This is a genomic window from Streptomyces sp. NPDC091416 (assembly GCF_044756845.1).
Classification (GTDB): Bacteria; Actinomycetota; Actinomycetes; order Streptomycetales; family Streptomycetaceae; genus Streptomyces.
On record NZ_JBIVTU010000009.1, the window covers coordinates 44444 to 67054 of the forward strand.

The window sequence follows — 22611 nt, forward strand, 5'->3', positions numbered from 1 at the left end:
ATCGGTACCGTGCGAGCCGCCGGAGGCACCCCCTCATGTCCACCGCTCCGTCCTCGAAACTCCCGCCCTTCGACCCCCGCGACCCGATCGGCATCGACGATCTCCTGGGCGACGAGGATCTCGCGATCCGCGACACCGTCCGGGTCTGGGCCGCCGACCGGGTCCTGCCGCACATCGCCGAGTGGTACGAGAACGGTGAGCTGCCCGGCATCCGCGAGCTGGCCCGCGAGCTCGGATCGCTCGGGGCCCTGGGCATGTCCCTGGAGGGCTACGGATGCGCGGGAGCCACCGCGGTCCAGTACGGGCTGGCCTGCCTGGAGCTGGAGGCCGCCGACTCCGGGATCCGCTCGCTCGTCTCCGTGCAGGGCTCACTCGCCATGTACGCCATCCACCGGTTCGGTTCGGAGGAGCAGAAGCGGCAGTGGCTGCCCGGCATGGCGGCCGGCGAGATCATCGGCTGCTTCGGGCTCACCGAACCGGACCACGGTTCCGACCCGGCCGGCATGCGGACGTATGCCAAGCGCGACGGCGGGGACTGGGTCCTCAGCGGCCGCAAGATGTGGATCACCAACGGCTCGGTCGCCGGGGTCGCCGTGGTCTGGGCGCAGACCGACGAGGGCACCGCGGGCGGCGGCATCCGCGGATTCGTCGTGCCCACCGACGCCCCGGGCTTCTCCGCGCCGGAGATCAGGCACAAGTGGTCCCTGCGCGCCTCGGTCACCAGCGAGCTGATCCTCGACGACGTGCGGCTGCCGGCCGACGCCGTGCTGCCGGGAGTCACCGGGCTGCGCGGCCCGCTCAGCTGTCTCAGCCATGCCCGCTACGGCATCGTCTGGGGCGCGATGGGCGCCGCCCGCTCCAGCTTCGAGGCGGCCGTCGACTACGCGAGGACACGTGAGCAGTTCGGGAGGCCGATCGGCGGCTTCCAGCTCACCCAGGCCAAGCTCGCCGACATGGCCGTCGAACTGCACAAGGGCATCCTGCTCGCCCACCACCTCGGCCGTCGGATGGACGCGGGCAGGCTCCGTCCGGAGCAGGTCAGTTTCGGAAAGCTGAACAACGTGCGGGAGGCCATCGAGATCTGCCGCACCTCGCGCACGGTCCTCGGCGCCAACGGCATCTCGCTGGAGTATCCGGTGATGCGTCACGCGACGAATCTGGAGTCGGTGCTCACCTACGAGGGAACCGTGGAGATGCACCAGCTGGTGCTGGGCAAGGCGCTCACCGGCCTGGACGCGTTCCGGTAGACACCGGGACCGCGACCGGACCGCCGTGAGCGCCCCGCTCAGCTCTGGTTGAAGAAGCCGTCGGCCGGCCGGCCGACGGCTTCGCCGGTGACGACCTGGGTGTCGGCGGGGCTCAGCAGGAAGACCCGGGTGGCCACGCGCTCGATCGACCCGCGCAGTCCGAAGATCAGTCCCGCGGCGAAGTCCACCACGCGCTTGGCGTCGGCGGAGTCCATGGACGTGAGGTTCATGATCACCGGGACGCCGTCCCGGAAGAGCTCTCCGATGGCCCGGGCGTCCCGGAAGCTGTCCGGGGTCACGGTCGCGATCCGTCGCCCCGTCTCCTCGGCCGCCTCCGTGGCCACCCGCACCCGCGGATCGGTCACCCAGGCCTGACCGGTCCCGGTCCGTGCACCCTCGGCGTACTCGTCGTCGTCGTAGTACCGCTCGTCGTTGTCCTCTACGAGGCCCAGCCAGGCGCTCGCCTTGCGCACCGATCCCATGGACGCCTCCTCTCACCGTGGTTCCTTGGCGTTCCGCATGTCTTTCGTATCCCTATGGTCGTCCATGATGCGGATCGTGCGCCAAGGGGATAGGCGGCGCGCAGGGCATTCGTGACGGTACTGGTGCAGAAGATGTGGCGATTCGTCAAGGTTCCTCCTGCATAAGGGCCCTGGAGATAAGAAAATATGCTCCTCCGGTCCGTACGGGTGACATGGGGGACGTACGGGTGAACGGGTCACTCGATACGATGCACGTCGCGCAGGCGCCCGAGCGTCGCGCACAGCTGAACGACTCCCGGGGGATGGCCGTGTTCGGAATCGTCAGGCCCTGCACTCATCGCTTGTCGGAGGGGCTCAAGGCCGAGTGGATGGCCCATCTCTGCGGGCTCTGTCTGGCACTTCGCTCCGATCACGGACAGTTCGCCCGGATCGTCACGAACTATGACGGTCTGATCGTCTCGGTCCTGACGGAGGCTCAGACCGAGCGCACCCCCGGACAGCGGCGCACGGCCGGTCCCTGCCCCCTGCGCGCCATGCGCACCGCCCCGGTCGCACGCGGCGAGGGCGCCAGGCTCGCGGCGGCCGTCTCGCTGGTGCTGGCCTCCGCCAAGGTGCGCGACCACGTGGCCGACCGGGACGGCCTGTTGGCGCGCCGCCCGGTGGCCGCTGCCGCGCGCCGGGTGGCCGCGGGCTGGGACCGGGCCGGGGCGCGCACCGGCGCGCAGCTCGGCTTCGACACCGCGCTGCTCGTCGACGCCGTCGACCGGCAGACCGGCATCGAGCTGCTCGCGGGGCCCGGTACCCCGCTGCTGACGGTCACCGAGCCCACCGAGACCGCCACCGCGGCGGCCTTCGCGCACACCGCCGTACTCGCGGGCAAGCCGCAGAACGCGGAGCCGCTCGCGGAGGCCGGGCGGCTCTTCGGCCGCCTCGCGCATCTGCTGGATGCCGTGGAGGACCAGGAAGCTGACGCAGCGTCGGGCGCCTGGAACCCCCTCACGGCGACCGGCACCTCGCGCGCCGAGGCCCGCAGGCTGTGCGACGACGCGCTGCGCGGCGTACGGATGGCGCTGCGCGACGCGGAATTCGCCGACGCCAAGCTCGCCCACGTGCTGCTGGCGCACGAACTGCGGCGCTCGGTGGACCGGGCGTTCGCCACGGACGTCTGTTCCCATCAGGGCGGTGGGCTGCTGACCGAGGGGTCCCATCCGCCGGGAGGCGGGACGATGGCCGGAGCCGGCCACCCGTCAGGAGTGCGGCCCGCAGGGGCCTTCGGACCGCCCCCGGGCAATCCGTACGCCCCCACGGGCCCGTCCGGCCCCTTCGGCCCGCCGCCGGAGCCGCCGCGCGACCGGCGGGGGCTCGTCATGGGGTGCCTGGTGTGGGCGGGCCTCGCCTGTACCTGCCAGATGTGCTGCGGCACCTTCGATGACCCGTGGAGCCGTCAGCGGCGCGAGGGACTGTGCAGCCAGTGCGACTGCGGGGACTGCTGCGATGCCTGCGACTGCTGCAGCAATTGCGGGGACTGCTGTGACGGCTGCGACTGCTGCGGATGCGACTGCAGCTGCTGACCCGGCGCCCGGAACCCCGTCCGCGGCCGCCGGTACCGACTCGGCGTCACTTGATCTCCGGCGGCGAGATCTGCGAGGTCTCGACCGCGGACGCGGAGATGCCCCACTTCTTCAGGATCCGGTCGTAGGTACCGTCCGCCTTGAGGTGGTTGACGGCGGCCTGGAAGGCGGGCGCCAGCGGGGTGCCCTTCTTGAAGGCGAAGCCGACGTCGAGCCGCTTGAACTCGTTGAGGAAGCGCACACCCTCCTGCTGCCGCACGGCGTACCGCAGTCCGTTGATGGTCGACATCACCACGTCCGTACGCCCCTGCTGGAGCGAGGTCCAGACCGCTGAGGCGTCGGAGTACGTCTTCACGTCGTACGCCTTCCTGCCGGCCTCGGCGCACCGGTGCCGGTTCTTCTCCAGCGTCACCTCGAACGTGGTGCCCGCCGCGGTGCCGACGGTCAGGCCGCAGAGCCGGACGAGATCGGTGACCGCGGTCAGTTTGCTGTCGTCGCGGACCGCGAAGCCCTGGCCGTCGTTGAGGTAGGTGACGAAGTCGATCGTGCGGCTGCGTTCGTCGGTGACGCCGAAGTTCCCGGTGCCCACCTCGTACTTCCCGCTGCCGAGCGCGGGCAGGATCGCCTCGAACGCGGCGACCTCCCGTTTCGGCTTCAGCCCCAGAACCCTGGCCACGGCATCCCCGAAGTCGATGTCGACGCCGGCCAGGGTCGTGCCGTCGGCGAGATAGGTCGCTCCGGGCGGGGAGCCGACGCTGGAGGCGATGCTCAGAGTGCCGGACGAGCGGATCCCGGCGGGCAGCAGGGCGGCCGCCGCCGCGTCCTTCCTCACCCCCGACACCACATCGGCGGTGGGAACGGCGCCCTTGGCGGCGGGACCGGCCGCACCCGCGGGGGAGGCCGCCGGATCGCCGGACCCGCACGCGGTCAGCGTCAGAGTGGCGGCGGTGATCAGCGCGAAGGCAGCGGTGTGCCGGGTACGGGGCATCAGGGATTGTTCTCCAGATTCGGCGTCCGCGGACGGGCGCGGGGCAGCGCGCGACGGCCCACGGGCGGGGCGGAGGAAAGGCGGAACACGACGGCGGAAGCGGTGCGAGGGGAGGGTGGCGCGGCGTTGTGTACGCGAGGGCACGCAGGGAGAAGAGCTCAGACGCCGGTCACGGCGCGAGCGGGAACGCGGGACGGAGCAGGGCGAAGGCTCAACAGGAACAGGACCACACGCGACCGAAGTCGATGTGGGAGCGCTTGACCAGCCACTGCTGCGAATGCATGGCCCCAGTGGAACAGGCATCCGGTGGTCCGTCAACCGAGCCGGGATGTCACGCCCACAGTGTGGACAGGGTTGACAAGCTGCCGCGAACAGGGCTTACCTCAAAGGGAGATCGGGCTGAGGGGCCCGGTCCCCGTTGTGTTCCACGTCGTGTTCCGTGCCGAGGGCGCGCCCCGTGTTCGATCGCCGCATCCACGGAGCCCTCGCATGTCCGCACAGACCGACACCCTCCCGCCGGCCCTTCCGGCCGGTCCTCTCGAAGACAACGATGCCGACCGGCTGCGGATCGTTCCGGTACGCCGGACCGGCCAGTGGACGGCGGCCGCCGCCGTGCTGGTCCTGCTGGCCCTCGCGCTGAACTCCGTCATCCGCAACGACGCCTTCCAATGGGCCGTCGTCGGCGACTACTTCACCGCCACGGCGGTGCTGCGCGGCCTCGGCCTCACGCTCTGGCTCACCGCGCTCGTGATGGCGCTCGGCTTCGCGCTGGGCACCCTGCTCGCCGTTCTCAGACTCTCCGCCAACCGCGTGCTCCAGGCGGTCGGCTGGGGCTACGTGTGGCTCTTCAGGTCGACTCCGATCCTGGTCCAGCTGCTGTTCTGGTTCAACATCGGAGCGCTCTACCCGGAGATCCTCGGCGTCCGCACGGTGAACCTCCTCGGCCCCGTCACGGTCGCCGTCATCGGACTGACGCTCCATGAGGCGGCGTACGCGGCGGAAGTCGTCCGCGGCGGCATCCTGTCCGTGGAACGCGGACAACTGGAGGCCGCCCAGTCGCTCGGCCTCGGCCCGTGGCGGCGGCTGTACCGCATCGTGCTGCCGCAGGCGATGCGGTCCATCGTGCCGCCCGCCGGGAACATGCTGATCGGCACGCTCAAGGGCACGTCGATCGTCAGCATCATCGCCGTACAGGACCTGCTGTACTCGGTGCAGCTCGTCTACCACCGCACGTACCAGGTCATCCCGCTGCTGCTGGTCGCCACCCTCTGGTACGTCGTCGTGACCTCGCTGCTCAGCGTCGGACAGCACTACGTCGAGCGGTACTACGCGCGCGGCACCGGGGGCGCGCGGTGAGCGCCGTCCCCACGCTCGTCGTCATCGGCGCCGGACCGCGCGGCACCGGCGTCATCGAGCGCATCGCCGCCAACGCCCCCTCCCTGTACGGCGACAGGCCGCTGGACATCCATCTCGTCGACCCGTTCCCGCCCGGCGGCGGCCGGATCTGGCGTCACGAACAGTCGCCGCTGCTGTGGATGAACTCCATGGCCGAGGACGTCACCATGTTCACCGACGACACCGTCCGCCTGGAGGGCCCCGTACGGCCGGGCCCGGCCCTCGACGCCTGGGCGGCCGACGTGCGCGAGGGACGGACCGCCCCGGGGCCGGGCATCGCCGCCGATCCCGGACTCCGCGCCGAGATCGACGGGCTGACGGGCCAGGACTTCCCGAGCCGGCGGCTGCAGGGGGCCTATCTGCGCTGGGTGTACGAGCAGTCGGTGGCCGCGCTCCCGCCCACCGTCACCGTCCACGAGCACCGAGGCCGGGCCCTGCGCGTCACCGGCCCCCGCGACGGCCGTCAGACCGTCCACCTGGAGGGCCGCACCGAACCGCTCACCGCCGACCTCGTGGTCCTCACCCTCGGCCACCTCGACGCCGAACCGGACGACGAACTGCGGCGGCTGTCCCGCTTCGCGGACCGGCACGGCCTGATCCACCTGCCGCCCGACTTCACCGCCGACAGCGACCTCAGCGCCCTGCCCGCAGGCGAACCCGTCATCGTCCGGGGCTTCGGACTCGCCTTCATCGACCTGATGGTGCTGCTCACCGAGGGCCGCGGAGGACGGTACGAGAACGGCACGTACCTGCCCTCCGGCAGGGAACCCGTCCTGTACGTCGGATCGCGGCGCGGTGTCCCGTACCACTCCAAGATCGGATACGTCCGGCCCGGCGAGCGGCCCCCGCTCCCGCGCTTCTTCGGACCCGACCGGGCCGATGAGCTCCTGAGCAGAACGGATCCGCTCGACTTCCGTCGCGACATATGGCCCCATGTCGACAAAGAGCTCGGCTACGCCCACTACCACCGGCTCTTCGCCGCCCACCCGGAACGCACCACGGCCGACTGGACCGCCTTCGAGGAGAAGTACGCGGCCGCCGACCCGGGCAGCGCCGATCTGCGGGCGGTGGTCGCCGCCGCCGTCCCGGACCCCGCCGACCGCCTCGACCTGGCCGCGCTCGACCACCCGCTCGACGGGGTGCGCCACACCTCGGCCGCCTCGTTCCAGGAGGCGACCCGCGCCTACATCACCGCCGACCTGGACCGCCGGCACGACCCCGGGCACAGCGAGGACCTCGCCGTCTTCCTCGGACTGCTCTCCGTGTACGGGCAGTTGACCCGGTTCCCGGACATCGGGGACTGGTGGCACGGCTTCTTCAGCTACCTCGCGTCCGGACCGCCCGGCCCCCGGCTGCGGCAACTGCTCGCGCTCTCCCGGGCCGGCGTCGTCCGCTTCCTCGGTGCCGGGACGACGGTCGGGACCGACGAGGAACGGGGCGTGTTCCGCGCGGCCGGCGCCACCGTGCCCGGAGAGCGGCTGGAGTCCCGCGCCCTCGTCGAGGCCCGGCTGCCCGACCCCTCACCGCTGCGCACCCGCAGCACCCTGCTCCGGGCGCTGTACGAGGACGGGGCCGCCGCCACCGCCACCGGACTGCTCGCCGTCGACCCCGCCGACGGCCGGACCCTGGACCGCGACGGCGTCCCGCACCCCCGGCGCTTCGCCCTCGGCCCGCACACGGCCGCCCGTACGAGCGGCGCCTTCACCCGGCCACGCACCGGCGGCCCGGCGTTCGGGCAGAACGACGCCACCGCCCGCGCGGTCCTGACCTTCCTGCGCGACCCCGACGGCACCGATGACTGACCGGCGCGGGCACTCCCGGCCCGAAGCACCCGAGGACACCACCATGAAGACGACCAGCCGCCCCCCCGAACAGCGAACCGGCCGCCGTACCCGGCCCCGGACAGACCGCGCCCATGGTCGAGATCAAGGGGGTCCACAAGAGGTTCGGCTCCCTCGACGTGCTGCGGGGCATCGACCTGGCGGTGCGCCAGGGCGAGGTGACCGTGATCCTCGGCCCGTCCGGGTCCGGCAAGTCCACCCTGCTGCGCACCGTCAACCACCTGGAGAAGGCGGACCGGGGCTCGATCACCGTCGACGGGGACTTCGTCGGCTACCGCAGGAAGGGCGACAGGCTGTACGAACTCCCCGAGCGCGAGGTGCTGCGCCGCCGCACCCGGATCGGCTTCGTCTTCCAGAACTTCCACCTCTTCCCCCACCTCACCGTCCTGGAGAACGTCACCGAGGCCCCGGTGGCCGCTCTGGGGCGGACGAAGGAGCAGGCCGCGGCCACCGCACACCGGCTCCTGGCCCGTGTCGGACTCGACGACAAGGCGGCGGCGTACCCGCGCACGCTCTCCGGCGGCCAGCAGCAGCGCGTCGCCATCGCGCGGGCCCTCGCCCTCGAACCGCGACTGCTGCTCTTCGACGAGCCCACCTCCGCGCTCGACCCCGAACTCGTCGGCGAGGTCCTCGACGTCATCAGGGACCTCGCGGAGCAGGGCACCACGATGATCGTCGTCACGCACGAGATCGGCTTCGCCCGCGAGGTCGCCGACACCGTCGTCTTCATGGACGAGGGACGGATCGTCGAGCACGGCCCGCCCGCCGAGGTGCTCGACCGGCCGCGCCACGCACGCACGCGCGCCTTCCTCTCCAAGGTGCTGTGACGGGGTACTTCGGGGCCACACACGCCCTTCTCCCCGGGACGGCCCGGCACTCCGGGCCGTGAGCCATGTCCGTACCCTCCGAAAGAGCCCGCCCATGCCGCCTCTCCGCCCCCTCCACCTGGCCGCCGAGATCGGTGGCCCGCCCCGGTACGACTCTGCGCACTACACCGGCCTCGCACGGCTCGCCGAGGGCGGGGTCCTCGACTTCGTCTCCCTCGGCGACTCGTTCGCGCGGCCGGGGCCGGACGCGCTCGCCGTGCTCTCCCGGGTCGCTCCGGAGACCCGCAGGATCGGGCTCGTCCCGACGGTCACCGCGACCCACACCGAGCCCTTCCACGTGTCATCCGCCGTGGCCACGCTGGACTGGATCAGCCACGGCCGGGCCGGCCGGCGCGTGGACGTGTCGGCGACCGCCGCCGAGGCCCGGCTGTTCGGCCGCCGCTCCGCCGCGCCCCCGGCCGAACTGTGGCGGGAGGCCGGCGAGGCCGCGGACGTGGGGGCGCGGCTCTGGGACGGCTGGGAGGACGATGCCGAGATCCGGGACGCCGCCACCGGGCGCTTCCTCGACCGCGGCGAGCCGCACCGCACCGGCTTCGAGGGCGCCGCCGTCATGCCCCGGCCCCCGCAGGGCCACCCGGTCACGGTCGTCGACGGAACGGCCGGACCGGCCCGGGAGGTGGCCGCCCGCCACGCCGACGTGGTGCTCGTCCGGGCCGGCACACCCGAGCGGGCCGCCGCGATCCGCGACGACATGCACCGCCGCGCGGCGGGCCACGGACGGGACCCCGGGACGCTGCGGGTGCTCGTCGCGCTCACCGTCGACCTGGGCGACGCCGAATCCGCCCCGGAACCCGGTCTGGAGAGCGGGCCGCCGCTCGCCGGGCACGGCACGTACTACCGCGGCGGCCCGGTCGACCTCGCCGACCTGATCGCCCAGTGGTACCGGGCCGGAGCCGTCGACGGCTTCCACCTCACCCCGATCACCCCGGGCCGAGACCTCGAACGGATCGTCAACGGCACCGTGGCCCTGCTTCAGCACCGCAGCCTGTTCCGCACCTTCTACCCGGGCGGCACCCTCCGCGAGCACCTGGGCCTGCCCCGCCCGGCCGGCCGCTACGCACTCCGGGGAGCACGCGCATGACGGCCGCCCCGAGACAGATGCATCTCGCCGCGCACTTCCCGGTGGACGACATGACCGTCCGGGACGACCCGCGCTCCGGCAGCCAGATCGAGTTCGCCTCCTTCCAGCACCTCGCGCGGACCGCCGAGCGAGGACTGTTCGACTTCCTCCTCGTCGCCGGGGGACCGGGGCCGCGCGAGCACGACGGCCCGGTCCACGACCTGGACGTGCCAGGCCGCCCCGACCCCCTCACGGTGCTGCCCGCGCTGGCCGCGGTCACCGGCCGGCTCGGTCTCGCCGCCTCCGTCAGCGCCACGTTCCACGAGCCCTACGAGCTGGCCCGCCGGTTCGCCACCCTCGACCATCTCAGCGCCGGCCGGTCCGCGTGGCACGTCGTCACGTCGGCCGACGCCTTCACGGGCGAGAACGTCCGGCCGGCCGGCCGCCCCGACCGGGCCGAGGGCGACGCCCGCACCACCGAGTTCGTCGCCACGGCCCGCGAGCTGTGGGACTCCTGGACCCCCGACGGCGCCCCGCGCCCCTTCGCCCACCACGGCCGGCACTTCTCGGCCGAGGGCGAGTTCACCGTCCCGCGTTCCCCGCAGGGACACCCCGTCGTGATCCGGACGGCGGACGGCACGCAGGACCGCGCGTTCGCCGCGGCCGCCGCCGACGTCGTTCTCACCCGGCACGCCACCCCGCAGGCGGGCCGCGCGTTCTGCGCCGACGTCAGGAGCCGGCTCGCGAAGTACGGCCGGGAGCCCGGCGAGCTGAGGATCATGCCGGGCACCGGTGTGGTGCTGGGCGACAGCGACGCGGAGGCACGGGAGCGGGCGGCCGCGATCCGCCTGCAACAGGTCTCGCCGCAGCACGCGATCGCGGCCCTGGAGCGCATCTGGGGCCGCGACCTCTCCTCGTACGACCCCGACGGGCCGCTCCCCGCCTGCGATCCGGACCCCGCGGCGGCGCGGGCCGGGCACGGCGACGCCCGCGCGGTCGCGGCGCGCTGGCGCGAGCTGTCCCGGGAGAAGGGGCTGTCCCTCCGGGAAACGGTCATCGAGGCGACGGGCCGTCATTCCTTCGTCGGCAGCCCGCGGACCGTGGCGGCGGAGATGACCCGTCGCTTCGCCACGGAAGCCGCCGACGGCTTCCTCCTCGTCCCCCATCGCATCCCCGGCGGCCTCGACGAATTCGTCGACCGGGTCGTCCCGCTGCTCCAGGAGCGGGGGGTGTTCCGTACCGCGTACACCGGCTCCACGCTGCGGTCGCACCTCGGGTTCGCCGCGCCGGTATGGAAAGGTTGACCGCATGAGCACGGACGCACAGCAGCAGGCAGCAGCGGACTGGAACCACTGGCACCAGGGACGGACCGCCACGGTCGCCGCTCCGTACGGACCACTGTCCCTCACCGGCACCCACTGGCTCTCCGACTACCCGGAAGGTCGAATTCCGGCCGTCCCGGGTCTCTGGACGGAGGACGGCGACGAGGTGGTGCTCACCGCCGGTCCCGAGGACGGGCTGAGCGTGGACGGGAAGCCGTTCACCGGCCGGGTCCGGCTGGGAGCCGACCGCGGGCCGATCGACGGCTCCCGGGTGGCGCACGGCGGGCGCAGGCTCGTCGTGCTGAGCCGCGAAGGCCTCTGGGCCGTACGGGACTTCGACCCGGACTCCGCGGCGCGGCGTGCCTTCCGCGCGATCGAGGCCACAGCGTACGACCCGCGCTGGGCCGTGCCGGGGCGTTTCCGCCCCTACGACAGCTCCCGTACCGTCCGGGTCGAGAACGCCGACGGTGTCGAGCGCGGGCTGGGGCTCGGAGGCGAGATCGCGTTCGAGGTGGACGGCGTGGAGTACACGCTCCAGGTGGCCGTGGAGGACGACGGCTCGCTCTGGGCGGTCTTCGCCGATGCCACCAGCGGGGACACCAGCTACCGCTTCCGGTTCCTGCGCCCCGCCGCCCCGGCCGCCGACGGCTCGGTGACGGTCGATCTCAACCGCGCGCTGCTGCCGCCCTGCGCCTTCGCGGACCACTTCATCTGCCCCTTCCCGCCGCCCGGCAACACCCTTGCGCTCGCCGTCGAAGCCGGCGAGCGGAACAGGACCGACGGCTGAACGACCCCTCGCCCCGGCCACCCCTCGTCGTGGTGGCGGGGCGGGGACTTCGCGAGCTCAGGCCAAAAGGCGCCCTTGCGCCAGAAGTTGACGCCTTGAATACTCCCGAGCAGCGCTTGTCAGGGGCACGGCACGTTCGGAATGCGGACGGACGCCGGGCCCATGACTGCGCCTCACGGGCCCGACCACCCCACAGGCGGGCCCCCGACCCCCCTCGGGAGGGAACAAGTGAGGATCAAGCGCACCACCCCCCTCAGCACCGTCGCGAGACGCAGCAGGGCCATCGGCATCGCCGCGGGTCTCGTGGCCGTCGCCGCACTCACCGTCCCCAGCGCCCAGGCCAGCTCCACCGGAACGTACAGCGCGAACCAGCTCTCCGCCGCGAGCGACGCCGTCCTCGGCGCCGACGTGGCCGGTACGGCCTGGAGCGTCGACCCCGTGACGAAGAAGGTCGTGGTCACGGCCGACAGCACGGTCTCCGCCTCGGAGATCCAGCAGATCAAGGACTCCGCGGGAGCCAACGCGGGCGCCCTGCGCATCGAGCGCACCTCCGGGAAGCTCAGCAAGCTGCTCTCCGGCGGTGACGCCATCTACGGACCCGGCTTCCGCTGCTCGCTCGGATTCAACGTCCGCAGCGGCAGCACGTACTACTTCCTGACCGCCGGTCACTGCACCGACGGCAACCCGCCCTGGTACACCAACTCCGCCAACACCACGAGCATCGGACCGACGGCCGGGTCCAGCTTCCCGACCAACGACTACGGCCTGGTCCGGTACGCCAACACCTCGCTCGCCCACCCCGGTACCGTCGGCAGCGTCGACATCACCGGCGCGGCCAACGCCACGGTCGGGATGTCCGTCACCCGCCGCGGCTCCACCACCGGCATCCACAGCGGCACCGTCTCGGCGCTCAACGCCACGGTCAACTACGGCAACGGCGACATCGTCTACGGCATGATCAAGACGAACGTGTGCGCGGAGCCCGGCGACTCCGGTGGCCCGCTCTACTCCGGCACCACGGCGATCGGCCTCACCTCGGGCGGCAGCGGCAACTGCAGCTCGGGCGGGACGACCTACTTCCAGCCGGTCACCGAGGCACTCAGCGCGTACGGCGTCAGCGTCTACTGACACGCCGGGTGGCCGGTTCAGCCCCCCGGAACCGGCCCGGATCTCGAAAGCGCAAGTCGAACACGCCGAGCCCCCGCCCGAATTACGGGCGGGGGCTCCCGCTGACCCCGCGGCTTTTGAGATGATGTGGCACAGGACGGTCACGCAGGAGCAACGGGGGCGGATGCTGTGCCTCCCGGAGGGACGTCCTCCGGGAACCCCCGGCAGACACCCCAGGGGGTTCCAGGTCCGTGAAACGCATCGGAGTGACCGGTCATCGCAGCATTCCGCGGGAAGCCCATGACCACGTCCTGGCGTCGATGCGAGAGGCGTTCCGCGGATTCGACGGCTCGGTGGAGGCGCTGTCCAGCCTGGCCGTCGGGGCGGACCAGCTCTTCGCGGACCTCGCGCTCGCCCACGGCGCCCAGCTGACCGTGGTCATCCCCAGCGGCGACTACGAGGCCTGCTTCGCCGACGAGGCGGAACTGGCCCGCTACCGGGCGCTCAAGGCCCGGGCCGTGCGCGAGGTCAGACTGGACTACCCGCACTCCACCGACGAGGCGTACTACGCGGCCGGCGCCTACATCGCCGATCACTGCGACCGGCTGATCGCCGTGTGGGACGGCCGCCCCGCCCGCGGCCTCGGCGGTACGGGGGACATCGTGACGTACGCCCGCGGGCTCGGCCGTCCGGTGACGGTGATCTGGCGCGACGGGGTCGAGCGGAGCTGACCGGCTGTCACGGACGGCGTCGCGCCGGTGGGTTCACATCTGGTGCCGGGCGAGCCAGTCGGTGTGCTGGGGCGAGACGATCCGCTCGGTCTCGAACACGGCCCGCGGCCACTGGCGTTCGTTCAACGTCGTCTCCATCGCTATCTGCATCGACTCCAGGTCCTTCTCCACCAGGGAGTGGGCCGAGATCAGCGGATGGTGGCGGCGCATCTCGGCCCAGGCCAGACAGGCGGCGGCCGCGGCGGAGAGCACTCCGGTCAGCGCGAAGGACTGGCCGGCCGAGAAGACCCTGAGCAGGGCGAGCAGCAGGGCGAGGGCCGTCAGCGCGGCGATGGTGGTCGACCAGACCACGGTGGCACGCCGGGACACCTCCTGGCGCCGGCGGTACCAGCTGCGCTGTTCGATGAGCCGGTCCCGCACATAGGTCTCCTTGCGCACGGTGAACGCCTTCTCCCGTAACGCGCGCATGGATTCGGTGATGAGTCCGCCGGAGTCCGCCGTCCGGTCCCGGGGATCGGACCAGCCCACCTTGCGGAGCTCCTGCAGCCCCTCTTCGAGCCGGTTGGCGAACACCGCCTCGGGGTGCTGCGTGCCGGTGTCGAAGGGGGATCCGTGCACCGCGTAGCGCCAGCACATCGACTTGATGAACTCTGCCGCGGAGCGATTGAGTTGCCAATGCGACTTTGCTTTCCGCCGGGAGGTGAGGAAGGTGGCGACCAGGACGCCGAGGTAGGCCAACACTGCCGCGCAGTCGGTGAGTTGGAGGGTGCCACCGACCTCCGCGCGCCAGGGCAGTGCGGCCGGTATCGTGCCCCCGACCAGCAGGATGAGCTGCCATCGGGTGGTATTCACCGCCTCCCGCTGGCGGGAGATCGCAATGGCGTCCGTGTGGTGAAAGAGTTCCGGCAGATCAGCGTTCCTGAAGACCATGCTCTGCAGTGGTCCGGGAATCGCCGTCATGTTCACTCCCGTCTGCGGTTATGTCGTCACCCTGATGGTGGAATCCATCGTTCCGCTCGATTGGCGCCGGTCCCGTGTGACGCTCGTGTTCCAAGTGGGCGTCCTCAGTTGCCAACCGAGGCCATGAGAGTAAAGTCGTGCCGCCGGACACTGCAATGGTGCAGGTACCAATGCTGGTTTCCTGTCCGGAACCATTCCATCGGAACGAATCCCCTCAAGGACGGCCGTGAAGACCACTGAATCCTCCCTCTCCTTCGCCGTTGCGAAGAAGAGCCGTGTGCCGCTCGCCGCTATCGACGCGCGTGGCGGCGAAGCTGCCAGGAAGCTCGGTCGGGTGCACGTCGCTTCCGCCGGTCGCCCCAGCCAGGCATCCGCCTTCAACTCCTCCCTCTGAATCCTCCCCGACGGATCAATCCTCCGGGACGGCCGGTCTGCCGGATCACCCTTCCGGGCTGGCTAGACTGGCGGAATGACAGGACCCCTGGTCCCTTTCCGTGAAGTAGTCCTCAAGGTTCACAGCAGGTGTGATCTTGCCTGTGACCATTGCTATGTCTACGAACATGCCGATCAGAGCTGGCGAACCCGTCCGAAAACAATCTCTGACGAAGTCATTTTCCGGACTGCTCAGCGCCTGGCTGAGCATGCCAAGACACACGCACTGCCCTCCGTGTCAGTAATCCTGCACGGAGGGGAGCCTCTGCTGGCGGGCCCCGCCCGGCTGCGGCGCATCTGCGAGGAGCTGACCTCCGCCTTCGACGGCGTCGCCGCCCTCGATCTCCGGATCCACACCAACGGCCTGCAGCTCAGCCCGCGCTATCTCGACCTCTTCAGCGAGTACGACGTCAAGGTGGGCATCTCCCTCGACGGGGACCGTGCGGCCAACGACCGGCACCGCCGCTTCGCCGACGGGCGCAGCAGCCACCCGCTGGTGCTCAAGGCCGTCGAGCTGCTCCGGCAGGAGCGCTACCGGCATCTCAACCTCGGCCTCCTGTGCACCGTCGACATCGAGAACGACCCGGTCGCGGTCCTCGACGCACTCACGGAGCTCGAACCGCCGCTCATCGACTTCCTGCTTCCCCACGCCACCTGGGACGACCCGCCGCCGCGGCCGGACGGATCGCCCACGGCCTACGCCGACTGGCTCCTCGCGGTCTTCGACCGCTGGCAGGAGCGCGGGCGCCCGGTGCCGGTGCGGATCTTCTCCTCGGTCGCCTCGACACTCAACGGCGGCCCCAGTCTCACCGAGTCGCTGGGCCTCGCACCGACCGACCTCGTCGTCGTGGAGACCGACGGCAGCCTGGAGCAGGTCGATTCGCTGAAGAGCGCCTACGAGGGTGCGGCGGGCACCGGCTTCGACGTCTTCGCGCACACCTTCGACGAGGTCGCCGCGCACCCCGGGGTGCGGGCCCGGCAGCTCGGCCTGGAGGGTGTCAGCGAGACATGCCGCCGCTGCCCTGTCGTCCGTTCGTGCGGGGGAGGCCTGTACACCCATCGCTACCGCTCCACCGGTGCCGGTGACGGGTTCGACAATCCGTCGGTGTACTGCCACGACCTCGCCGCCCTGGTACACGGAATCGAGGCCCGGACACCCGCGGACACCGTGGCGCCCGAGGTGGCCGATCCGGCCGAACTGCTCGCGGCCCAGGACGACCTCACCCGCACGCTGCTGGCCCGGCTCCACGCCGACCTGGACGGCAGGGGCGGTGAGCGGTGGGCGCGGGCCTGGGAGCTGGCCGCCGTCCTGGAGGGCTCGGACGAAGGGGCCCGGGGGCTCGACGCCGTACTCGCCCATCCGTACACGCGTACCTGGCTGCTCGACGCGCTGGACGCCCTGCACGAGGGACGGGCGGGGGCGCCTTCCGGTGCGGCGGACGGTCTGCAGACGCTTCTCGCGGCGGCCGTCCTGCGGGCCGGCCTCGACCTGCGGGTGCCGGTGCCCTACCGGGACGGCGGCCTCGTCCTGCCCGCCCTCGGCCGGCTGACGGTGGCCGGGCCGGGCGAGCACGGCACCGTGCTGCTGCGGCCCGCCGGTGACGGGTTCCTGGCGGGTCCCCTCGCCGGATCGGCCGAGCGGCGGATCCGGCGGTCCGGCGTGGCCGAGCCCGGCTGGCTGCCGGTGCGCGGGTTCGCCCTCCCGGATGCCCCGTTCCCGGGCCACGGCTTCGTGATCGACGACCTCGACCCGTACCGGGACTGCTTCGGGGCACCTGCCGCGGCCACGCTCGACGCGGCGGCGGCCGGCCGCCTGGGTGACGCGCTCACCGAGGCCTGGGCGCTGATCGAGGAGCGGGCCCCCGCCCACGGCGCGCGGTCGCTCGACGGCCCGTTGACCTTCACCCCGCTCACCGGAGCGGCCCCGGGCGAGCCCTCGGTGGGGCGGCACGGATACGGCGCACTCGGTATCGGGGCGGACGAGAATTCCGGGACGCTTGCGCTCACACTGCTGCGCGGCGTGCGGAGGTCGAGATTCCGGGCACTTGTGGACGTCGCGGATCTTTACGCGGCGGACGGCTCCTGGGAACATCGAATGCCCTGGAAGGATGAATTGGTTCCGCTTTCCGGGCTGCTGGAAGCTGCCTATGAACGGCTGGCGCTCGCGGTATTCGATCACCGGTTCGGGGATGGTATCCCGCAGGCTCTCGACACGCTGGAAGGGGCGGCCGAACTCACGCTGGGCGGGAAACGGCTGCTGGCTCTGATGCGAAAAGAATTGTGAATCCCGGATTCCGGTTCGACCGGGAGGTGGGCGGGGACTCAGGACAACCGGGAGGAACAGCCGCAGACCGCATCCCTGCGGGAGTGTGATCGACAAAGCCTGGGAACAGATGACTGAAAAATGGCGTTGATTGACCGAACGTCATGGGGGTGGAGCAAGGTCCGCTCCGGAATGATGAATTCGCTCGCATTCTCTTCACTCCTCGGGTGCGGGTGCTCACACAGGACGGGGGTCGTGTGCACGCGACGACGCAGCAGCGAGCGGCGGACCATCGGCCGTACTTCTTCTTGAGTTATGCCCACACACCGGGGTACGGCGGTGGCACGGACCCCGACATGTGGGTCGAGCGGCTCTTCCAGGATCTCTGCGGCCATGTGATGGCCATGACCGATCTGCCCGCGGGAGCACCCGCCGGCTTCATCGACCGCGAGATACGTTCCGGCGAGGGCTGGTCGGAACGGCTCGGCGAAGTGCTCGCCACCTGCCGGGTGTTCGTACCGCTGTTCTCGCCGCGCTACTTCGCCAGCGAGATGTGCGGCAAGGAATGGTACGCCTTCGCCCAGCGGGCCATTCACCACCGGGCCCGCTCCAATCAGCCCGCCGAGGCGATCGTCCCGGCGCTCTGGGTTCCGGTCCCGCCCAGCCAGCTGCCCGGACCGGCCGAACGATTACAGTTCAACCACCGTGATTTCGGGGACCGTTACGTCAGCGACGGACTGTACGGACTGATCAAGCTCAAACTCTTCAACGAGGAGTACGAGCGCGCGGTGTACGAGCTCGCCAAACGCATCGTCAGCGTCGCCGACACCGTGAGGATCGGAACCGGCCGGCCCGTCGACTACCGGCTGGCCCCCAGTGCCTTCGGTTCGAGCGGCGGCGGAGCGGGCGGACCCCGCCCCATGCAGGTGACCATCGCCGCAGCCACCCGCCATGACCTGCCCGAGGGCCGCAACGCCGACTACTACGGCGACAACCCGCAGGACTGGAACCCCTACCACCCGGACTCCGCACGGCCCCTGGCCTACGTCGCCGAGGACCTGGTGCGCTCCCTCAACTACCAGGCCACCATCGCCTCCTTCGACGAGGAGGCCGGCCTTCCGGCCGGCAAACAGCCTCCGACCACCCCGGAGATCCTGCTCGTCGACCGCTGGGCGCTCCAGGACGAGGACCGGTGCCGGCGGCTCGCCGCCTTCGACGCGGAGAACCGCCCCTGGGTGACGATGGTCGTGCCCTGGAACCGCGACGACCACGAGAGCAGAGCCGCGGAGGCCGAGCTGACCGCCAAGCTGGAACGGACCATGCCGACCAAGATGAGCCAGGGCCGGGCCTACTGCCGCGTCGCCGCCAAAGGCGTACCGAGCATGGAGGCCTTCGGGCAGATCCTGCCGCAGGTGGTCGAGGCGGCCGCCCAGCAGTATCTGAGACACGCGGCCGTCTATCTGCCCGCCACCGGCGGCGGAGGCCCCACCGAACGGACCCGCCTGATGGGGCCGATGGCGCAGACCCAGTACATCCCCGGGACACATGACGCTTCGACGGATGCGGAGGACACGGATGACGGCCGGTCGTGACGGGCGCATCGTCACCTTCTACTCGTACAAGGGTGGTACGGGGCGCACCATGGCCCTGGCCAACACCGCCTGGATCCTCGCCGCCAACGGCAAACGGGTGCTGGCCGTCGACTGGGACCTGGAGGCACCCGGACTGCACCGGTTCTTCCACCCGTTCCTCGATCCCTCGACACTCGGCGCCACCACCGGGGTCATCGACCTGATCACCGAGTACGCCTGGGCCGCGACCAGCCCGGTGCAACGGGCCGACGACTGGCACCGGGACTACGCGCGGATCCAGCCGCACGCCGTCTCGCTCACCCCCGAGGCCCTCGGCTGGGAGTTCCCGCAGGGGGGAACGCTCGACTTCGTCTCCGCCGGACGGCAGAACCGCGAATACTCCGCGACCGTCTCCACGTTCGACTGGGACAACTTCTACGACCGGCTCGGCGGCGGCCACTTCTTCGACGCCCTGCGCGACGACATGAAGGCCAACTACGACTACGTCCTCATCGACAGCCGCACCGGCCTCAGCGACATCGCCGACATCTGCACCGTGCACCTGCCCGATGTGCTCGTCGACTGCTTCACCCTCAGCGACCAGTCCATCGACGGCGCGGCCTCGGTCGCCCGGCAGATCTCCGAGCGGTACACCGGCCGCCCCATCTCCATCTTCCCCGTCCCGATGCGGATCGACGAGGGCGAGAAGGAGAAGGCCGACGCCGGACGGGCCCTGGCCCGGCTGAAGTTCGACCGGCTGCCGCGCGACCTCTCGGGCGACGAACTCACCGCCTACTGGGGCGCGGTGGAGATCCCGTACCGCCCCTACTACGCGTACGAGGAGACGCTGGCCACCTTCGGTGACGAGGCGGGGCTCACCAACTCCCTCCTCTCCGCCTTCGAACGGCTCACCTCCGTCATCACCGGCCAGGAGATCACCTCGATGCCCCAGGTCGGGGAAGAGGTGCGGCTGCGCATCCGTGACGCCTTCACCCGGCGCAGGCCCGCGCTGCCCGCCGATCTCTTCCTCAGCTACGTGGCGGAGAACCGGATGTGGGCCGACTGGATCGAGTCCGTGCTCACCCGCGCCGGCTTCCGCGTCGTGCCCCGCGACGTGTCCGCCGAGCGCGGGCCGCAGGAGACGACGTCCGGCGAGGCCCCGAACGCGGTGCGGACCGTGGTGCTGCTCTCCAGTGCCTATCTGAAGTCGCAGCGCGGGGTGAACCTCTGGGACCGGGCCGTCGCCGAGGACCCGGGCGGCGGGCGGCGTCATCTGCTGCCGCTCAGGGTCGGTGACGTACGGCTGTCCGCGGCCTTCATCGACCGCAACCCCGTCGATCTGTTCCGCCTCGACGAGGTGCACGCCACGGCTGCCCTGTTACGCGCCCTGGACCGGCCCGTCCAGCTCACCGACGCGGTCTCGCCCGGCCCCCGCTTCCCCGGCACCGTCCCCCGTATCTGGAACGCGCCTCCGCGCAACCCCGGCTTCACCGGCCGCTCCCTGGTCCTGGAGCGGATGCGCGACCAGCTCGGCGGCGGCATGGCCGTCGTGCTGCCGCAGCCGCAGACCCTGTACGGACTCGGCGGCGTCGGCAAGACCCAGGTCGCCCTGGAGTACGTGCACCGGTTCATGGCCGACTACGACCTGGTCTGGTGGATATCGTCCGAGCAGACCGACGACGTGGTCGCCGGTCTCGCCGAACTCGCCGTCCGCCTCGGCGCCCAGGGCGGCGACGACATGGCCGCCGCCTCCCAGGAGGCCGTCGACCTGCTGCGCCGAGGCGTGCCCTCGGACCGCTGGCTGCTGGTCTTCGACAACGCCGACGACCCCGAACGGCTCCGGCGCTACTTCCCGCAGGGCGGCTCCGGCCACATCCTGGTCACCTCCCGCAACCAGGCCTGGTCCCAGCACGGCGACGCACTGCCCGTCGACGTCTTCCTGCGCGAGGAGTCCATCGAACACCTCCAGCGCAGGGCGCCGGGGCTGAGCGACGAGGACGCCGCCCAGGTGGCCACGGCGGTGGGCGACCTGCCGCTCGCCGTCGAACAGGCGGCCGCGTGGATCGCGGAGACCGCCACCCCGATCGACACCTACCTGGAACAGCTGGCCCAGCAGGCCCCGGAGGTCCTGGCGCTCAACCAGCCGGCCGGATACCCCGAGCCGGTCGCCGCGACCTGGAACATCTCCATCCAGCGCCTCAAGGAACGCTCGCCCGCGGCGGTGCGCCTTCTCCAGCTCTGCGCCTTCTTCGCCCCCGAGCCCATCTCGGGGAACCTGCTGTACAGCAAGGAGATGATCGAGGCGCTCAAACCGTACGACGCCTCGCTCCAGGAGAAGCTGGTGCTGGGCCGCGTCATCCGGGAGATCGGCCGGTTCGCCCTCGCCAAGGTCGACCAGGTCTCCAACTCCATCCAGGTCCACCGGCTGGTCCAGGCCGTCATCCGGGCCCAGCTCACCGAGGAGGAGCAGCGGGACGCCCGGCACGCCGTCCACCGCATCCTGGCGGGCGCCAGGCCCGATGACGACGAGCCGATCGACAACCCTGCCAACTGGCCGCAGTTCGCCACGATATGGCCGCACCTGGGCCCGTCCGACGCCCGCAACTGCAAGGAGCCCGAGGCCCGCAGGCTCCTGATCGACCGGGTGCGCTACCTGTGGAAGCGCGGTGACTTCAGGACGGCCACCACGCTCTGCGAGGACCTGCGCCAGGTCTGGCGCGAGACGCTGGGGGAGCGGGACATCCAGTACCTCTACCTCTGCTTCCACCTGTCCAACATCTACCGCTCGCGCGGCCGTTACGTGGAAGCCATGGAGCTCGACGAGATCACCCTGGCGACACAGCGGGAGGTGCTCGGACCGGAGCATCCGCACACGTACATGAGCACCAGCAGCCTGGCCACGGACCTCGGCACGCTCGGCGAGTACACCAGGGCGATCGAGCTGGCGACCGAGGCCACCGACGGGTTCAACCAGATCTTCCACGACGCACACCCCCGGGCCCTGGCGGCGGCCAACAACCTGGCGTTCACCCTGAGGTCCGTCGGGCAGTACGCCAAGGCCCGCGAGATCGACCAGGACGTCTTCGACCGGCGCCGGGAGGTGCTCGGCGAGGAACACCCGTACAGCCTCTCCTCGGCCATGAACCTGGCCCGTGACCTGCGGGACGTCGGCCGGTACGAGGACTCGGTCGGCATCCTCAGCCGTACGTACGACAGCTACAAGGCCACCCTGGGCCGGTCCTTCCCCGGCACGCTCAGTGCGGCCAAGAGCCTGGCCGTCTCGCTGCGCCGGGCGGGCAGACTGGAGGATGCCCGCCGGCTCACGGTGGCGACCCGGGCCCGGTACCGGGCCAAGTACACCTCCGCCAACCCGGAGTCGCTGGCCTGCGACCTCAATCTGGCGGCCGACCTGTTCGCGGCGGGGGAGGCGGCCGAGGCCCGGACCACGGCCCAGGAGGTCGTGGACCAGTACATGAAGGTGCCGGGCGAGAAGCACCCGTACACCCTGGCCGCCCTGAACAACCTGGGCGTCTACCTCTGGGGGACCGGTGCGTCCGATGAGGCGGAGCAGGTGCTGACCCGGGTGGTCGCCTCGATGCGCGAGGTGTACGGGCGGGAGCACCCCAACACCCTGTTCAGCGTGATGAACCTGGCCAACGCCACGGCGGAGCGCGGCGATATCGACCTGGTGCTGAAGACCGAGCGGTCACTGGCGGTGCAGTTCCGGGACGTGCTGGGCGCGCACCATCCGGAGACGCTGGCCATGAAGTCGAACATGGCGGTCACCCTCGGTGCGATGGGGCGCAAGGACGAGGCGCACCATGTCAGGGCGGAGACGGTCGATGAGCTGACCCGGCAGCTCGGTGAGGACCATCCGCTCACCCGGATCGCCCGGGAGGACCGCCGGTTCCAGCGTGAACTGGAGCCGCAGGCGGTGTGAGGCACGCGGGAGCGTCCGGCCGGTGGC

17 protein-coding genes are annotated in these 22611 nt (G+C 71.3%); 14 read left to right on the forward strand and 3 right to left on the reverse strand.

Features of this window, described 5'->3' with window-relative positions:
* Positions 1-35: 35 nt before the first annotated feature.
* Positions 36-1247, forward strand: coding sequence for an acyl-CoA dehydrogenase family protein (locus ACIQMX_RS25730; RefSeq protein WP_363073867.1), 1212 nt, complete (start codon positions 36-38; stop codon positions 1245-1247).
* 38 nt (positions 1248-1285) lie between these two features.
* Here the strand turns inward: ACIQMX_RS25730 and ACIQMX_RS25735 are convergent, their stop codons facing one another.
* Positions 1286-1729 carry a cell division protein SepF gene (locus ACIQMX_RS25735; RefSeq protein WP_219573620.1) on the reverse strand — a complete coding sequence of 148 codons (444 nt, stop codon included), beginning with the start codon at positions 1727-1729 and terminating at the stop codon, positions 1286-1288.
* A gap of 308 nt (positions 1730-2037) precedes the next feature.
* Between ACIQMX_RS25735 and ACIQMX_RS25740 the strand changes: the two genes are divergently transcribed.
* Positions 2038-3300: a DUF5685 family protein gene (locus tag ACIQMX_RS25740; RefSeq protein ID WP_402481918.1), complete on the forward strand. Its 1263-nt coding sequence runs from the start codon at positions 2038-2040 to the stop codon at positions 3298-3300.
* Positions 3301-3346: 46 nt separating this feature from the next.
* Here ACIQMX_RS25740 and ACIQMX_RS25745 read toward each other — a convergent pair whose 3' ends face one another.
* On the reverse strand, positions 3347-4288 hold the full coding sequence (locus ACIQMX_RS25745) for an ABC transporter substrate-binding protein (RefSeq protein WP_402481487.1): 942 nt from the start codon (positions 4286-4288) through the stop codon (positions 3347-3349).
* Between the two features lie 489 nt (positions 4289-4777).
* Between ACIQMX_RS25745 and ACIQMX_RS25750 the strand changes: the two genes are divergently transcribed.
* The 8 genes from ACIQMX_RS25750 to ACIQMX_RS25785 all read left to right on the forward strand — a co-directional run bounded on the left by ACIQMX_RS25750 (position 4778) and on the right by ACIQMX_RS25785 (position 13418).
* Entirely contained in the window at positions 4778-5644 is an 867-nt protein-coding gene (locus ACIQMX_RS25750) for an amino acid ABC transporter permease (RefSeq protein ID WP_402481490.1), read from the forward strand.
* Positions 5641-7485 (forward strand): FAD/NAD(P)-binding protein, encoded by a 1845-nt coding sequence (locus ACIQMX_RS25755; protein ID WP_402481492.1) that lies wholly within the window; start codon positions 5641-5643, stop codon positions 7483-7485. Before ACIQMX_RS25750 ends, ACIQMX_RS25755 begins: the two co-directional genes overlap by 4 nt.
* Positions 7486-7598: 113 nt before the next feature.
* Positions 7599-8351 (forward strand): amino acid ABC transporter ATP-binding protein, encoded by a 753-nt coding sequence (locus ACIQMX_RS25760; RefSeq protein WP_402481494.1) that lies wholly within the window; start codon positions 7599-7601, stop codon positions 8349-8351.
* Between the two features lie 94 nt (positions 8352-8445).
* Positions 8446-9492 (forward strand): LLM class flavin-dependent oxidoreductase, encoded by a 1047-nt coding sequence (locus ACIQMX_RS25765; protein ID WP_363073875.1) that lies wholly within the window; start codon positions 8446-8448, stop codon positions 9490-9492.
* Positions 9493-9509: 17 nt separating this feature from the next.
* Positions 9510-10775 carry an NtaA/DmoA family FMN-dependent monooxygenase gene (locus ACIQMX_RS25770; protein ID WP_402481921.1) on the forward strand — a complete coding sequence of 422 codons (1266 nt, stop codon included), beginning with the start codon at positions 9510-9512 and terminating at the stop codon, positions 10773-10775.
* 4 nt (positions 10776-10779) lie between these two features.
* Positions 10780-11580, forward strand: a complete 801-nt coding sequence (locus ACIQMX_RS25775) for a DUF1684 domain-containing protein (protein WP_363073879.1) — start codon at positions 10780-10782, stop codon at positions 11578-11580.
* Between the two features lie 228 nt (positions 11581-11808).
* Complete coding sequence (locus ACIQMX_RS25780; protein WP_363073881.1) at positions 11809-12708, forward strand: S1 family peptidase; 900 nt, start codon at positions 11809-11811, stop codon at positions 12706-12708.
* Positions 12709-12938: 230 nt separating this feature from the next.
* The gene (locus ACIQMX_RS25785; protein WP_363073883.1) at positions 12939-13418 is read left to right on the forward strand and encodes a hypothetical protein; all 480 of its coding nucleotides are present in this window, start codon (positions 12939-12941) and stop codon (positions 13416-13418) included.
* Positions 13419-13451: 33 nt separating this feature from the next.
* Here the strand turns inward: ACIQMX_RS25785 and ACIQMX_RS25790 are convergent, their stop codons facing one another.
* Positions 13452-14348 carry a DUF4231 domain-containing protein gene (locus ACIQMX_RS25790; protein ID WP_402481923.1) on the reverse strand — a complete coding sequence of 299 codons (897 nt, stop codon included), beginning with the start codon at positions 14346-14348 and terminating at the stop codon, positions 13452-13454.
* A gap of 256 nt (positions 14349-14604) precedes the next feature.
* On the opposite strand from ACIQMX_RS25790, the gene fxsA reads away from it, so the two are divergent.
* From fxsA to fxsT, 4 genes are all read left to right on the forward strand, one after another.
* On the forward strand, positions 14605-14772 hold the full coding sequence (gene fxsA / locus ACIQMX_RS25795; protein WP_402481500.1) for an FxSxx-COOH cyclophane-containing RiPP peptide: 168 nt from the start codon (positions 14605-14607) through the stop codon (positions 14770-14772).
* 75 nt (positions 14773-14847) lie between these two features.
* Positions 14848-17094, forward strand: a complete 2247-nt coding sequence (gene fxsBH, locus ACIQMX_RS25800) for a radical SAM/SPASM protein FxsBH, inactivated beta-hydroxylase extension form (protein ID WP_402481503.1) — start codon at positions 14848-14850, stop codon at positions 17092-17094.
* A gap of 212 nt (positions 17095-17306) precedes the next feature.
* On the forward strand, positions 17307-18665 hold the full coding sequence (gene fsxC, locus ACIQMX_RS25805; RefSeq protein ID WP_363074047.1) for an FxsC protein: 1359 nt from the start codon (positions 17307-17309) through the stop codon (positions 18663-18665).
* A complete protein-coding gene (gene fxsT / locus ACIQMX_RS25810) occupies positions 18649-22584 on the forward strand; it encodes an FxSxx-COOH system tetratricopeptide repeat protein (RefSeq protein ID WP_402481506.1) in 3936 nt (1311 codons plus the stop codon). Before fsxC ends, fxsT begins: the two co-directional genes overlap by 17 nt.
* Positions 22585-22611 lie beyond the last annotated feature (27 nt).